This window comes from Ancylobacter defluvii (genome assembly GCF_018390605.1).
Lineage (GTDB): Bacteria > Pseudomonadota > Alphaproteobacteria > Rhizobiales > Xanthobacteraceae > Ancylobacter > Ancylobacter defluvii.
Genome location: NZ_JAHBGD010000017.1, coordinates 408209 through 421520 on the forward strand (window position 1 = coordinate 408209; position 13312 = coordinate 421520).

Consider the following 13312-nt stretch of genomic DNA (forward strand, 5'->3'; position numbering starts at 1 on the left):
AACGTCAGCCCGTTCCCAATGTGAGACCGCTCATGCCGACCTTGCGCGCCCTTCTCGCCTGCCTGTCGCTCCTGGTGTTTCCCGCCCTCGCCGTCCCGGCGGCGGCGCAGTATCAGCAGCAGCCGCAACAGTCCGGCAACAGTACCTATTCCGCCGACGAGCTGGTCTCCCGCGGCCACGGCTTCTTCGGCGAGGTCTCGCGCGGCCTCGCCCTGTCCATCGAGAAGGCGGTCGGCCAGTGGGGCCAGCCCAATGGCTATATTCTCGGCCAGGAGGGCGGCGGCGCCTTCGTCGGCGGCCTGCGCTACGGCGAGGGCACGCTCTATACCCGCAATGCCGGCGACCTGAAGGTGTTCTGGCAAGGCCCGTCGCTGGGCTGGGATTTCGGCGGCGACGGCGCCCGCACCATGATCCTGGTGTACAACCTCAATTCCATCAACGACATCTTCCGCCGCTTCGGCGGCATTTCCGGCTCGGCCTATTTCGTCGCCGGCTTCGGCATGACCGCGCTCGCCAGCGACAACATGGTGGTGGTGCCGATCCGCTCCGGCGTCGGCGTGCGCCTCGGCGCCAATATCGGCTATCTGAAGTTCACCCCCAACGCGACCTGGAACCCGTTCTGAGCCGGCCGGGCGATATCGCAAGAATTGACCGGGCGCCGGCATGCCGGGTGGTTCCGCGCTGCGGTCAACCCTCCTAGACTGGCGGAACCGGACGCCGCGACGGCGCTTCGGCAGTGGCCATACGGGCCGGCGGCGGCGCGCCCGGATCGGAGGAAGTCGCCGGCTCGACGGAAAGTGCTCTGGATTCAAGGGGCTGGAGCCCGGCCGGAGCCCGGCCCCTTGCAACGTTGTTTCAACATTTGCCCGACATGCTCTAGTGTGGGCGCATGGGTATGCGCCTTCGGGGGCACGCGTAATGGATGAGGTCGCCGCATGATCGAAGCGGTCATGTATGCCGCCATCGGCTTCCTGACGGCGACCCTGCTCGCCCTGCTGATCCTGCCGGCCATCTGGCGGCGGGCGGTGCGGCTGACGCGCCGGCGGGTGGAGAACGCCATTCCCGTCACCCTCGCCGAGATCCAGGCCGACAAGGACCACCTGCGTGCCGCCCACGCCGTCGAGTTGCGCCGCCTCGAACGCGAGGTCGATGCGCTCTATGCCCGCACCAGCGAGCAATGGGAGCGCCGCGTCGCCCAGGATGGCGAGCTTCTCGCCCGCTCCGCCGCGCTTGCCGACGTCACCGCCCGCTTCGAGGAGCTTCAGGCCCGGCAAAGCGAGCTCGCCGCCCATGATGCCGGCCTCGCCGCCGATCTCGCCGAGCGCACCGCCCAGCTCGACGAGACCCGTGCCACGCTGGAGACCACCCAGACCGCGCTGCTGGCCACCCGCCGGACGCTGGACGACACCGTGGCCCGCGCCAATGGCCTCGAGGTCGAGAACGCGGCGCTGACGACCTTGCGCGAGACGCTGAAGACGCGGGTCGACGATCTCGACCGCCACCTCGCCACCACCTCCACCCATCTCGCCGAGGACCGCGTGCGGCTACGCGACAGCGAGGAAGCCCTCGCCGCCGAGCGCGTCCGCACCGCCGAACTCACCACCCGCCTCGCGGCGCTGCAGATCGAGTTCGAGACGACCTCCGCGCATGCCGAGGTGCTCGCCACCGATCTCGCGGCGCTGGGCATCGAGGCCGGGCAACTCACGGAGCGCACCCGCACCGCCGAGGCCCGCCGCGACGAGGCGCTGCGTCAGGCCGACAGCGCCGTCGCCGCCGCCCTCACCGCGCAGGGCACGGCCGAGACCTCGGCCACTCAGGCGAACGACCTCGCCCGCATGCTGCGGGCGGAGATCGACATGCTGGAAGGCGCGCTCGCCAAGGCGCGGGCGGAGCGTGGTGACGTGCAGGCCCGCCTCGACGCCCTGCGGCCGGAAGCGGGTGGCGCCGGGACGCCGGATGCGGCGGCGCTGCGGGCCCGCATCGGCGAGATCGGCGTCGAGGTCGCCGCCATGGTGGCGACGCTGGAAGGCCCGGGCTCGCCGATCGAAGCCATTCTCGCGGCCAATCCGCCCGCCGGCGGCGCGCCGCTGCTCGCCGACCGCATCCGCGCGCTGCAGGAGCAGGCCCGGCAACAGATGCGGCAGGATGATATGCGGCAAGACTCGCCGGTCTCGCTGGTGCCGTCGGATAGGGCGGTGGCGGAATAGGGCGTGCGGGCGCCCGCTCGAATACCCGCCGCCACATCAGGGCACCGGCGTAAGCACCGGCTGGCCGCTGAAATGCGCCTGTAGATTGTCGATCACCAGGCCGAGGGTCGCCTGCACCGCCTCCGGCGCCCGGCCGGCGATGTGCGGGGTCAGGACGACATTGTCGAGCGCGATCAGTTCCGGCGGCACGTCCGGTTCGCCCTCCACCACGTCGAGCGCGGCGCCGGCAATTCGCCCCTGCTGGAGTGCCGCGATCAGCGCCCTTGTATCGACCACGCTGCCGCGGGCAACATTGACGAGGAAGCTGCCCGGCCCGAGCGCGTCGAGCACCCCCTCGTCCACCAGATGCGCCGTGGCCGCTCCGCCCGGCGTCGCCACCACCAGGAAATCCGACCACGCGGCGAGCGCCGTGACGGAAGGCAGGTAAAGCCACTCCGTCCCCTCGCGCGCCTTGCGGTTGTGATAGGCGACCTGCATGTCGAAGCCGCCACCGCGCCGGGCGATCCGTTCGCCGATGGTGCCGAGGCCGAGAATGCCGAGCTTCTTGCCGGAGATCATCGGACGGAGCTGGCGCGATTCCGCCCAGCCGCCGCATCGCACCGCCGCGTCGGCGGTGGCGATTCCCCGCGCCGCCGCCAGCAGCAGCGCCATCGCATGGTCGGCGACGCAGGCGGCATTGGCGCCGGGGCCATGGGTGACGACAAGGCCGCGCGCCCGCGCCGCCGCGAGGTCGATCCGTTCATAGCCGGCGCCGAGCGCGCAGATCATCTCGAGGTTCGGAAGCGCGGCGATCTCCTCGGCGGTGATCCCGGTGGAGCCGTTGGTGAGCACGGCGCGGACCCGCGCGCCGGTCTCGCGGATCAGGCCGGCACGCCTGCGAGGATCCGGTTCGTTGTCGACCTCGAAACCCGCCGCTTCCAGGCGAGACCTCGCCTCCGCGGCGAGTTCGATGATGACGAGAAGCGGGATCGGCATGGCGGGCTCCAGAACAAGGCACAGGGCGGCAACGCGGGCGGCCGGACGCGGCATCCTCGCACCGAACCGTTCCGGCGAGCCATGCCAAAGCGTCTGTTGCGATGTCGAGCGCGCCCAGCCGGACGGCACCGCCGTCCAGCCGAGACGTCGCCATGCCCGGCCGTCTTATCCCGAATGATGGGCTCGTCGATCCGCGAAACGCTGCCCCGCGTCAGCCTCTCGCGAGGGGAAGCCCCCGGCGAAGCCGGGGTCGGGAAGGCGCACCGCGCCTCCGCCCTCACACATAGTCGCGGGTCAGCTCGACGAAGGCGCGGGCACGGGCTTCCGGGTGCGGGTTCAGCAGCACGTCGGTCACCACCGAGATGCTGTCGGCGCCGGCGTCGAGCACGCCGCGGGCACGGTCGAGATTGACGCCGCCAATGCCCACCAGCGGCAGGTCGCCGACCTGCTTCTTCCATCCGGCCACGCGCTCCAGCCCCTGCGGCGCCCATTTCATCGCCTTGAGGATGGTCGGATAGACCGGCCCCAGCGCCACATAGTCGGGCTGCACCGCCAGCGCGGTGTCGAGTTCCGCCTCGTCATGGGTGCTGACCCCAAGCCGCATTCCGGCGCGGCGGATCGCCGGCACGTCGGCTTCAGCGAGGTCCTCCTGGCCGAGATGCACGAAGTCGCAGCCGGCATCGATGGCGAGCTGCCAATAGTCGTTGACCACCAGCTGCGCGCCATAGCGCGCGCACACCGCCTTGGCCTCGGCGATCTCGCGCCGCAGCTCGTCCGTCTCCATGTCCTTGGCGCGCAGCTGCACCAGCTTCACGCCCTGCGGCAGCAGCCGCGGCAGCCAGCTGGCGCGATCGACGATCAGGTAGAAGGGGTCGAGCTTCATGTGGCGTCTTTCTTGGTTTTGCCGTTGCCGCGGGCAGGTCTCGCCACGGCCGGGGGCGGCGGCATCCGTCCCCGTGCCGTCAAGGCGGGCCGTCTAGCCGAAATGCGCCTGCCCCATCACCGGGGTGGAAGGCGCCGCCATGTCGCGCGCCTCCATCGGGTCGGCGCGGAACCCCTCGCGCCCGGCCTCGATGGCGAGCGCGAAGGCGCGAGCCATCTTCACCGGGTCGCCGGCCTTGGCGACGGCGGTGTTGAGCAGCACCGCGTCATAGCCGAACTCCATCGCCGCCGCCGCATGCGAGGGCAGGCCGACGCCGGCATCCACCACCAGCGGCACGCGCGGGAAATGCGCCCGCATCGAGCGCAGGCCGTAAGGGTTGTTCAGCCCGCGACCGGAGCCGATCGGCGCCCCCCAGGGCATCAGCACCTCGCAGCCGGCGGCAAGCAGCTTGTCGGCGACGATCAGGTCGTCCGTGGTGTAGGGGAACACCTGGAAGCCGTCACGGGTCAGGATCCTCGCCGCCTCGACGAGGCCGAACACGTCGGGCTGCAGCGTGTCGTCCTCGCCGATCACCTCCAGCTTGATCCACGGGGTGTCGAACAGCTCGCGCGCCATCTCGGCGGTGGTCACCGCCTCTTTCACCGTCTTGCAGCCGGCGGTGTTGGGTAGCACTTTGACGCCGAGGTCGCGGATCAGCTGCCAGAAGCTCTGGCCGGCAAGTGCTTTCCCAGGCTCGGACTGCCCGGCTTTCGCCGCGCCGGATTCGCGGCGCAGCGATACGGTGACGATCTCCGCCGCCGAGGCGCGGATCGCCTCGGCCAGGATCGCCGGCGAAGGATATTGCGCGGTGCCGAGCAGCAGCCGCGAATTTACCTGCGTGCCGTAGAATTCCACCGGGTCGGCGGCGGTGTGGGGCGTATAGGCGTCCATCTCAGCCTCCCTGCATGGGCGCGAGGATTTCCACCCGGTCGCCGGCGGCGATCGGGGTTGCGTCACGCTTGGCCTTGCGCACCATCGCCCCGTTCACGGCGGTGGCGACGATGGCATCGGCATAGCCGAGCTCGGCCATCAGCTCGGCAAGAGTGGCGGCGCGGATTTCCGCCGCCTCACCATTCACGACGATCTTCATCCATCACCTCCGGGAAATGCGTCCCGTCGAAAGCCAGCTCCGCGGCGCGGCGGGCGAGCGCCGGCGCCAGCAGGAAGCCATGGCGGTAGAAACCGTTGACCAGGATCGTGCGGCCCCGCCGGCGAATGCGCGGCAGGTTGTCGGGGAAGGCCGGCCGCACATCGGCGCCGATCTCCACGACCTCTGCCTCGCCGAAAGCAGGATGCAGCGCATAGACGGCGGAGAGCAGCTCCAGCAGCGAGCGCCCGGTCACCCGCCCGCGCTCGTCATTCTCGATAGAGGTGGCGCCGATCATGAAATGCCCGTCGCCGCGCGGCACGATATAGACCGGAATGCGCGGGTGCAGCATGCGCACCGGCCGCTTCAGCGAAATCTCGGTGGAGTAGAGCACCAGCATCTCGCCCTTCACCCCCCGGAGGTCGGCGAGCACGTCGCGGGCGGCGAGGCCGCGGCAATCCAGCACCACGTCGGCCTCATCGTCCACCGGCGCGGACGAGCTGGCCGGATCGTACACCTCACTGGACACGTCGGACTGGTAGCGGAAGGTAACTCCATACTCACTAACCAGCCGCCCGGTGAGTGCGGCGAGCGCCTTGCGCGGCTCGAGATGCGCCTCGGTCGGGAAGAACAGCCCCTGCTCGAAACGGCCGGCGAGGTCCGGCTCCAGCTCCCCGAGCCGGGCGCCGTCGATCCACTCATAGCCCTCGGTTCGGCGGGAAAACCGTTTGAGATCAGGCAGATCGCGCGCCTGCGCCAGCACGAGGCTGCCCTCGGCGGGCACGCCCGGCACTTCCCGGCGCCAGTAGTCGAGCGACTCGAAGCCGAGTTCGGCGACCAGCGGCTCGGCGCTCTCGCGCTCGCACCACGGCGCCAGCATGCCGCCGGCATACCAGGAACATCCCTGCCCGGAGCCGGATTTCCTTTCGATAACAGTAACTTGGGCGCCACGCTGCGCAAAGGCGTGGGCGCAGGTCAGCCCCGCCACGCCGGCGCCGACAATGGTGACGCGCATGGCGTTGGCGGCCCGGGCCGTCGCCGCTTCGTCATGATCGAGAGTGATTGGATCGCTCATGCAGCCTCCCTCCGCCAGTCCAAACTGGATCAGGTTCAAAGGGTCGCCATGCCGCAAAACGCTGATATTCAAGCCGTTTGCGCCGATGGCCTCTCAGCCTCCTGACGAGGCTCCCCCGGACGCATTTGATATAATCATTCGCCGGCACGCTGTCACGATGCGGTCGACAATATTCCCTCACGCCTGGCGCGAGGATAAGGATACCACATTGTCGACCGGCCGATGCAGCACCTCGCTCAGCACCCGGTCGAGTGCATCTTGCCCGAACGGCTTGGCAAGCCGGCGGAAACGGGCATCGGCACCATCGGGAAGTTGCGCGTAGCCGGTGCCAAGAATGATCGGAAGTAACGGAAAACGCTCGCCAATCGCCGCCGCGAGCTGCAGCCCGGTCATGCCCGGCATCGCCTGGTCGGTCAGGACGACGTCGAAGATCTCGCCATTGGCAAGCAGCATCAGCGCCTCATTGCCCGAACTCGCCTCGACGACCTGGTAGCCGAGATCCTCGATCATCGCCGCGGTCGCGGAGAGCACCAGTTGATCGTCATCGACCACCAGCACCCGCTGCGAACCGTCCTCGCGCCGCGGTGGCGGGACGGCAGGCGCCGCCGGGGCCGCCAGAGTGACGCGAGAGCCGGGAGCGATCGGCAGATAGATCGACGCCGTGGTGCCCTGCCCCGCCCGGCTGGTGAGCGTCAGCCGGCCGCCGGACTGCGCCGCCAGCCCATGCACCATGGCGAGGCCAAGCCCGGTCCCCTTCCCCACCCCCTTGGTGGTGAAGAACGGCTCCGTCGCCCGCGCCAGCGTCGTCTCGTCCATGCCGATACCATCGTCGGCGACGGTCAGGCAGAAGAAGCTGGCCTCGGCCTCCTCCCCCACGATCTCCGCCTTGGCCTCGCTGGCGCTGATCACGATGGTGCCGCCCTCCGGCATGGCATCCCGGCCGTTCACCACCAGATTCAGCAGCGCCAGTTCGAGCTGGTTGGCATCGACCATCGCTTTCGGCAGGCCAAGCGGAAAGCGGGTTTCCACATTGATCGTCGGGCCGATCGAGCGGCGCAGCAGATCGGCCATACTGAGCACCAGTTCCGGCACGTCGACCGGCTCGGGCTTTAGATCCTGCCGTCGGGCGAAGGCAAGCATGCGCTGGGTCAGCGCGGCGCCGCGCTGTGCCGCCTGCATGGTGTTTTCCAGCAAGGTACGCAGGCGTTCATCCTCTTGCGAGCGGCGGCGCGCGAGTTCGAGATTGCCGACGATCACCGCCAGCAGATTGTTGAAATCATGGGCGATTCCGCCAGTCAGCTGTCCTACCGCCTCCAGCTTCTGCGCCTGGCGCAGCGCCGCCTCGGCCCGCCTGCGTTCCGTCACGTCGACGAGACCGCACAACGTCTTGACGAGATGCCCCCCGGAATCGCGTTCGGCGACGGCCGAAAGAACGCAGTCGATGTGACGGCCGTCCTTGGCGACCATCGTATATTCCGCCTCGTGCAGTTCCCCGGCACTCAGCAGGCGCGGCCAATGCTCCTCGTTGCGGCGGCGGGCGGAGTCCGGCGTCATGAAATCGGTCAGCAGCCGACCCGTCACCTCTTCCTCGCGATAGCCAAGGAGATCGAGCCAGCTATGGCTCACCTGCTGGATACGCCCATCGGCACCCAGCGAGTGCAGCGGCAGCGGCGTGTGGCGATAGAGGTGACGGAAGCGTTCCTCGCTGTCGCGCACCATCGCCGCGGCGTGATCCGCCATCACGCCCGAGCGCCGATCATACATGACGGCCAGGATCGCCGTGAACAGGATCACCACCGTCGAGGCGGTGACGGCAGTCACCAATTGTCCCGACCCCACCAAGGTGCCGGCGGCCGGCACCGGAATCGACATGTCCGGAACCATGGAAAAGCCGGCCATGGCAATGTAATGCATGCCGGAAATGCCGATGCCGAGTGCGGCGGCCGCCGCAAGCCTCTGCGCGGTCGAGTGAAGCCGGAAGGAGAGCCAAAGCGCCGCGGTCGATGCAACGATCGCCACGCATACGGCGACCGCCATGTGCATCGGCTCATAGCTTGCTCGCGCCTGCATGCGCATAGCCACCATGCCGGCATAGTGCATGCCGACGATGCCCAGCCCCATGACGACGCCGCCGGTCAGCATCGCCCGTCGACCGCCGCGGCGGCTCGCGGCATAGAACGCCACCCCGGTGGCGACCAGCGCGACGATGAAGGAAGCCAACGTCTGCAGCGAGTCATAGGCGACCGGAATGGGCAGGCGGATCGCCATCATGCCGATGAAATGCATGGACCAGATGCCGCCACCGAGAACCGCGGCCGCGGCGCATAGCCACCAACGCCGTGCCGCGCCCACGGCGGGCGGAATGCGAGTCGCCAAGTCGAGCGCGGTATAGGATGCCGCCATCGCAATGAAGACCGACAGGCCCATCAGTGCGACGTCGTGTTCCTCAACGCCATGCATCTCCACTTTTGCCCAACTCCCACGAACACCCCGGCGGCATCACCCACACGCCTGCATCTTCTCGAGATTTCCCCTACGCGCATATGTTTTAAAACTCTTCCCTCCTCCCGCTTAACGGCGGGGAGAGACCGGCGATGTCCGGGATCATTCAGTTCAGATAGCCGAGCAGCCACAAGACCAGGATGATCGGCAGGGGAATTCCAAGGAGCCAGAGCAGACCACCTTTGAACATAAATGCCTCCGTCGTGAATGTGACGAAGAAACACCCCGACCGTGCTTCGGTTCCCATCCGGCGAAAAATCCGTCATCATGAGAACGACATGTCCGTCACGCCAACCAATCCGCCGCGCCGGAGCGCCAACCCCGCCGAGATCGGCGGCCTGCTCATCCTGGCCTTGGCCGCCGCCGGCCTACTGGTCTTTGCCCTCATTGCCGATGGCGTGCACGAGGGGGAGACCCGCGGCTTCGATGAAACGGTGCTGCTCCTGTTCCGTCAGGCCGGCAACCCGGCTTTGCCGATCGGACCGATCTGGCTGGAGATCGCGGTGCGCGACTTTACCAGCCTGGGCAGCACCACCGGGCTCGCCACCCTCACCCTGCTGACTGCCGGCTACCTCGCCGTGGACGGCAAGCGCGCTGCCGCTCTGTTCGTGCTCATCGCCACCAGCAGCGGGATGCTGCTCAGCTTCGCGCTGAAGATTGGCTTCAACCGCCCCAGACCCGACATCGTTGATCGTCTAGTCGATGTCCACACACTGAGCTTTCCCAGCGGCCATGCCATGGGCGCCGCCGTCACCTATCTCACGCTCGGTGTTCTGATCGTGCGCACGGAAAGCAAGCGATGCATAAAGGTCTATGTGCTGGGGGTAGCGCTGGGGCTGACGCTGCTGATCGGCCTCAGCCGTATCTATCTTGGCGTGCATTGGCCGACGGACGTCCTTGCCGGGTGGTGTGCCGGCAGCGCCTGGGCGCTGCTGTGCTGGCTGGTCGCAAGCTGGCTGCAGCGGCGCGGACAGATAGAGCCGGCGGATTCGAATTGAGGCAAAGCCCTTGGCGGCCGCTTCGCCCCGCGCCTATGCTGTGCCGACGGGGCCGCCAGAGCCTTGTGAGGAACGCCAATCGAGGAGGATCTCATGTCCACCAGCACGCCCGACGGCAATCTGATCCGCGAGATCGGGGTCATCGAAACCACCCAGTCCGACAATATTCTGCGCTGGGACGGTGAGGAACTCTATGTCGAGCAGGACATCTATCACAACGGCCAGCTCGTGCACCGCAAGTACAAGCGCCGGGTGACGCGCAGCGTCGCCCAGGCACTCGCCACATTGCTGCATCAGCACTAACCACGATCCACGGGCGGAGCGCGTCACCGTTGCCCAAAACGAGGAAGGTTCGACCAAAGGCCGAACCTTCCTGCGCTGAAGAGCGTAACATTTGCAAGCGGATCCAGTGCCTTGCGTGATGGCGCCACCTACCAGGGCCGCAGGATGGCGATCAGGATCAGCGCCAATCCGAGCACGCCAGCCAGCCAGACAAGGGAACGCAGATAAGGCACGCCGAAGCCGTAAAGCGGCACATAGGCGATGCGGGACAGGAAGTACAACCAGACGCCCCAGAAGGTCGCGGTACCGTTCCGGCCGGCGATATGCGCGATCAGCACCGCCGCAGCGAACAGCGGCAAGGTTTCCAAAAGATTGGCCTGCGCCCGGCGCAAGCGGCCGGCAAGAACACCCTCAGGTAGCCCCGGTCGGTCTCGCGCCCCGGCATTGTAATCGAGCCCAGTCTCCTGGGTCCGGAGCATCGCAGCCAGAAATATTTGCAGGAGCGCCAGCACCAGCGTCCAGCCGAGCATCGTAAGTTCGATCGTCATGTCGCTTCGTCGCATGGCCGGATTCGAGGATCGAATATTCGCCGAACTTGTTTACATATGCCCTCATGGACAAGGTCAAACAACGCAAGAAGCGTGCGGCACATGGCTATCCGCTGCCACAGGTCGCCGCGCTTGCCTATCGCTGGTCGGAGGCCGGCCGGCTGGAGATGCTCGTGCTCTCCTCGCGGGAGACGCACCGGCCGGTCATTCCCAAGGGGTGGCCGATCAAGGGACGCAAGGACTGGAAATCCGCCGAGATCGAAGCGCGGCAGGAAGCCGGGCTGGTCGGGCAAGTCATCCGCAAGCGCGCCGGGCAATATCGCTACTGGAAGCGCATCGACCGCCAATTCGTGCTGGTACAGGTCTCGGTGTATCTGCTGGAAGTGAAGCGCCAGCTCGACGACTGGCCGGAGCGCAACGAGCGCGTATTGATATGGCTGCCTCCGGAAGACGCGGCGCTTCTGGTCGATGAAACCGACCTGGGTGCACTCATCCTTGACGTCGCTCGCGATCTTAGACGGCAACGCGACCGCGTAACCGGCCTCCCCGAGGGAGCGGGGAAGCCGGTTGCCGAGACGACGTAAAGCCCGGCCGCGAGATTATTCCAGAACCTGCACCACGCGATGGGTGCGCGGATCGACCAAGACCGTCTGGTCGTTCACCACCGTGCAACGGTATTCGGTGACGCCATTTTCCACAGGCACCTCGTAATAGCGTACACCCGCCGTCGGCAGCTCGGCACCGATGACCACCTCGCGGTCACAGCTGTAGGAAGGTACCCGTTCCTCGACGGCATAATGGTGGAAGCGCGTGCGATGATCCTCGGCAATGCCGCCGACCTCAGCGCCGGCCACGCCGCCAACCACCGCTCCGACCGGACCGCCGACAATCGCACCGCCTACGGCGCCGGAAGTCGCGCCGGCAACAACGCCCGCTCCCTGCTGTGCATTAACAGCAAGAGGAGCGGCTAGAAAAAAACGCTCGCAACAACAGCGTTACGTATCGCGATACACTCCTGTTACCCAGCACCTGTTACGAAGGTGGGTACAACGCGGACATCCGCCCCCCAACACGAAATAATATCGGCGTATCGGGCAGATAAATCGGGAATTACAGGATATATTTGCCTCTATTTCTTTGCTGGGGGCGAAGTACTATGCGAATGCGCCCGGAACAACCGGCCATGTTCGGCGAAGAGCACAAAGCCGAGAGCGGCAACGCCAAAAGCGGCGAAGCCGACCGTGAGCGGCAGGGTGGTGCCGTCGAACATCTGACCAAGGCTGGAGCCGATGATCGCCCCGCCAATTGTGGTGGTGAAGCCCAGCAGCGAAGAGGCAGTCCCGGCCACATGGCCGACCGGCTCCATTGCCATGGCGTTGAAGTTCGACACGACGAGGCCGAAGAAGAACATGGTGACGGCCTGCAGCACCGAGAAAAGCAGCAGGGTTTCATGCCCCATGACCACCAATACGGCATGGATGCAGGTGACCGCGAGATAGCCGAGCAGCGCCGCATGCGACACCCGGCGCATGCCAAGCCGCTCGACGATGCGCGAATTCAGGAACGAGGACATGGCCATGAAGAGGGCAATGCCGGCGAAGATCAGCGTGAACAGGCTGGCGGCATTGAAGACGACGGAAAACACCTGTTGGGCGCTGGTGATGAAGGCGAACAACCCGCTCATGATCATCGTCATGGCGAACATGTAGCCCATGCTGATGCGGCTGCGCAGCACCAGCCCGAAGGCATAGGTGATGCCGCGATAGGAGATCGGGATACGATCGTCCGGATGCAGGGTTTCCGGCAGGCGGGCCATGATCCAGAAGATCAGCAGCGATCCGAAAATCAGCAGCATGCCGAAGATCGCTCGCCAGGGAGCAACCAGCACGACGAGCTGGCCGATCGACGGCGCGATGACCGGCACCGCAAGGAACACAATGAAGGACAGCGACATCACCCGCGCCATCTGCCGGCCGGAATAGCAGTCGCGCACGATGGCGACGGCAAGGATACGGGTGGCCGCCGCACCAACGCCCTGCAGCACGCGCGCCACCATCATCACTTCGAACGTGGTCGCGAAAACCGCTCCCAACGATGCCAGCGTATAGATGGCCATTCCCACCAGCAGCACGCGACGGCGGCCGAAGCGGTCGGCGAGCGGGCCGTAGATGATCTGCGCCGCGCCGAAGCCCAGGAGATAACTGGTGATGATCAGCTGCGTATGGTTGGCGGTATCGATGTTCAATGCCCGCCCGATCTCGGGAAGCGACGGCAACATCGAATCGATGGCGATGGCGTTGGTGGCCATCATCATCGCGATGAATGCCACGAACTGCCTGAACCCCATGCCGGGATGGGGATTATCCGGCGTGGGAAGCGCAGAGTTCATGCTTGAAATATCCAGAATGCGGCGGGCTTGGAAGCCCGCCTTATCGCGCAATCGAGCTTTGGGCACAATTGAGCGGAAGGGAGTACGGACGATCGCGCGAACACCGGCCAAGGAGGCTCAGGGCGTCATATCTCGCGCACGCCGGGAGGAATACACGGCTGGCAGCGCGTATTTATGACAGATGGCATGATTGTGCAATCGCCGGCAAGGACGCAGGCCGTGCGCCCATTCTCCTGCATCCTGCCGGCACCGCCTCCCCGCTGCCCCGGGCAGGCCACCGTGCCTGTGCGTTCAACTCGGTCCGGCAGCCATTCGCGGCACAGTTGG

14 protein-coding genes and 1 riboswitch are annotated in these 13312 nt (G+C 66.7%); of the genes, 5 read left to right on the forward strand and 9 right to left on the reverse strand.

The genetic code is table 11. The features are described from left to right. Positions 1-32: 32 nt before the first annotated feature. Positions 33-623: a DUF1134 domain-containing protein gene (locus KHC24_RS13760; RefSeq protein WP_213363837.1), complete on the forward strand. Its 591-nt coding sequence runs from the start codon at positions 33-35 to the stop codon at positions 621-623. A 312-nt stretch (positions 624-935) separates the two neighbouring features. Further along, the gene (locus KHC24_RS13765; RefSeq protein WP_213363839.1) at positions 936-2207 is read left to right on the forward strand and encodes a coiled-coil domain-containing protein; all 1272 of its coding nucleotides are present in this window, start codon (positions 936-938) and stop codon (positions 2205-2207) included. 36 nt (positions 2208-2243) lie between these two features. Here KHC24_RS13765 and KHC24_RS13770 read toward each other — a convergent pair whose 3' ends face one another. From KHC24_RS13770 to KHC24_RS13795, 6 genes are all read right to left on the reverse strand, one after another. Next, on the reverse strand, positions 2244-3182 hold the full coding sequence (locus KHC24_RS13770; RefSeq protein WP_213363841.1) for a 2-hydroxyacid dehydrogenase: 939 nt from the start codon (positions 3180-3182) through the stop codon (positions 2244-2246). 277 nt (positions 3183-3459) lie between these two features. Beyond that, a complete protein-coding gene (locus KHC24_RS13775; protein WP_213363844.1) occupies positions 3460-4065 on the reverse strand; it encodes a thiamine phosphate synthase in 606 nt (201 codons plus the stop codon). A gap of 93 nt (positions 4066-4158) precedes the next feature. Further along, complete coding sequence (locus tag KHC24_RS13780; RefSeq protein ID WP_213363845.1) at positions 4159-4995, reverse strand: thiazole synthase; 837 nt, start codon at positions 4993-4995, stop codon at positions 4159-4161. 1 nt (position 4996) lies between these two features. After that, positions 4997-5194: a sulfur carrier protein ThiS gene (gene thiS, locus KHC24_RS13785; protein ID WP_213363846.1), complete on the reverse strand. Its 198-nt coding sequence runs from the start codon at positions 5192-5194 to the stop codon at positions 4997-4999. Continuing rightward, positions 5172-6206 carry a glycine oxidase ThiO gene (thiO, locus tag KHC24_RS13790; RefSeq protein ID WP_213363924.1) on the reverse strand — a complete coding sequence of 345 codons (1035 nt, stop codon included), beginning with the start codon at positions 6204-6206 and terminating at the stop codon, positions 5172-5174. Before thiO ends, thiS begins: the two co-directional genes overlap by 23 nt. Positions 6207-6255: 49 nt before the next feature. Further along, positions 6256-6393: riboswitch (TPP riboswitch) on the reverse strand. Between the two features lie 50 nt (positions 6394-6443). Beyond that, complete coding sequence (locus KHC24_RS13795; RefSeq protein WP_213363925.1) at positions 6444-8726, reverse strand: MHYT domain-containing protein; 2283 nt, start codon at positions 8724-8726, stop codon at positions 6444-6446. 224 nt (positions 8727-8950) lie between these two features. Here KHC24_RS13795 and KHC24_RS13800 point away from each other — a divergent pair, with 224 nt between their 5' ends. Beyond that, positions 8951-9766, forward strand: a complete 816-nt coding sequence (locus KHC24_RS13800; protein ID WP_246546883.1) for a phosphatase PAP2 family protein — start codon at positions 8951-8953, stop codon at positions 9764-9766. Positions 9767-9859: 93 nt separating this feature from the next. Further along, entirely contained in the window at positions 9860-10069 is a 210-nt protein-coding gene (locus KHC24_RS13805; protein WP_213363847.1) for a hypothetical protein, read from the forward strand. Positions 10070-10197: 128 nt separating this feature from the next. On the opposite strand, the gene KHC24_RS13810 is transcribed toward KHC24_RS13805, so the two are convergent. Next, entirely contained in the window at positions 10198-10596 is a 399-nt protein-coding gene (locus KHC24_RS13810) for an MAPEG family protein (RefSeq protein WP_213363848.1), read from the reverse strand. A gap of 65 nt (positions 10597-10661) precedes the next feature. Between KHC24_RS13810 and KHC24_RS13815 the strand changes: the two genes are divergently transcribed. Next, positions 10662-11180, forward strand: coding sequence for an NUDIX hydrolase (locus KHC24_RS13815; RefSeq protein ID WP_213363849.1), 519 nt, complete (start codon positions 10662-10664; stop codon positions 11178-11180). A gap of 15 nt (positions 11181-11195) precedes the next feature. On the opposite strand, the gene KHC24_RS13820 is transcribed toward KHC24_RS13815, so the two are convergent. Next, positions 11196-11450 (reverse strand): DUF1236 domain-containing protein, encoded by a 255-nt coding sequence (locus KHC24_RS13820; RefSeq protein WP_309299375.1) that lies wholly within the window; start codon positions 11448-11450, stop codon positions 11196-11198. A 275-nt stretch (positions 11451-11725) separates the two neighbouring features. Then, positions 11726-13096, reverse strand: a complete 1371-nt coding sequence (locus KHC24_RS13825; RefSeq protein ID WP_246546885.1) for a multidrug effflux MFS transporter — start codon at positions 13094-13096, stop codon at positions 11726-11728. Between the last annotated feature and the right edge of the window lie 216 nt (positions 13097-13312).

What these genes read in the sequence shown, in the direction of transcription:
- KHC24_RS13770 (WP_213363841.1), bottom strand. Translation starts at nt 3,182, where the DNA reads ATGCCGATCCCGCTTCTCGTCATCATCGAACTCGCCGCGGAGGCGAGG.
- KHC24_RS13815 (WP_213363849.1), top strand. Translation starts at nt 10,662, where the DNA reads ATGGACAAGGTCAAACAACGCAAGAAGCGTGCGGCACATGGCTATCCG.
- KHC24_RS13795 (WP_213363925.1), bottom strand. Translation starts at nt 8,726, where the DNA reads ATGCATGGCGTTGAGGAACACGACGTCGCACTGATGGGCCTGTCGGTC.
- KHC24_RS13810 (WP_213363848.1), bottom strand. Translation starts at nt 10,596, where the DNA reads ATGACGATCGAACTTACGATGCTCGGCTGGACGCTGGTGCTGGCGCTC.
- KHC24_RS13775 (WP_213363844.1), bottom strand. Translation starts at nt 4,065, where the DNA reads ATGAAGCTCGACCCCTTCTACCTGATCGTCGATCGCGCCAGCTGGCTG.
- KHC24_RS13765 (WP_213363839.1), top strand. Translation starts at nt 936, where the DNA reads ATGATCGAAGCGGTCATGTATGCCGCCATCGGCTTCCTGACGGCGACC.
- KHC24_RS13805 (WP_213363847.1), top strand. Translation starts at nt 9,860, where the DNA reads ATGTCCACCAGCACGCCCGACGGCAATCTGATCCGCGAGATCGGGGTC.
- thiO (WP_213363924.1), bottom strand. Translation starts at nt 6,206, where the DNA reads ATGCGCGTCACCATTGTCGGCGCCGGCGTGGCGGGGCTGACCTGCGCC.
- KHC24_RS13780 (WP_213363845.1), bottom strand. Translation starts at nt 4,995, where the DNA reads ATGGACGCCTATACGCCCCACACCGCCGCCGACCCGGTGGAATTCTAC.
- thiS (WP_213363846.1), bottom strand. Translation starts at nt 5,194, where the DNA reads ATGAAGATCGTCGTGAATGGTGAGGCGGCGGAAATCCGCGCCGCCACT.
- KHC24_RS13760 (WP_213363837.1), top strand. Translation starts at nt 33, where the DNA reads ATGCCGACCTTGCGCGCCCTTCTCGCCTGCCTGTCGCTCCTGGTGTTT.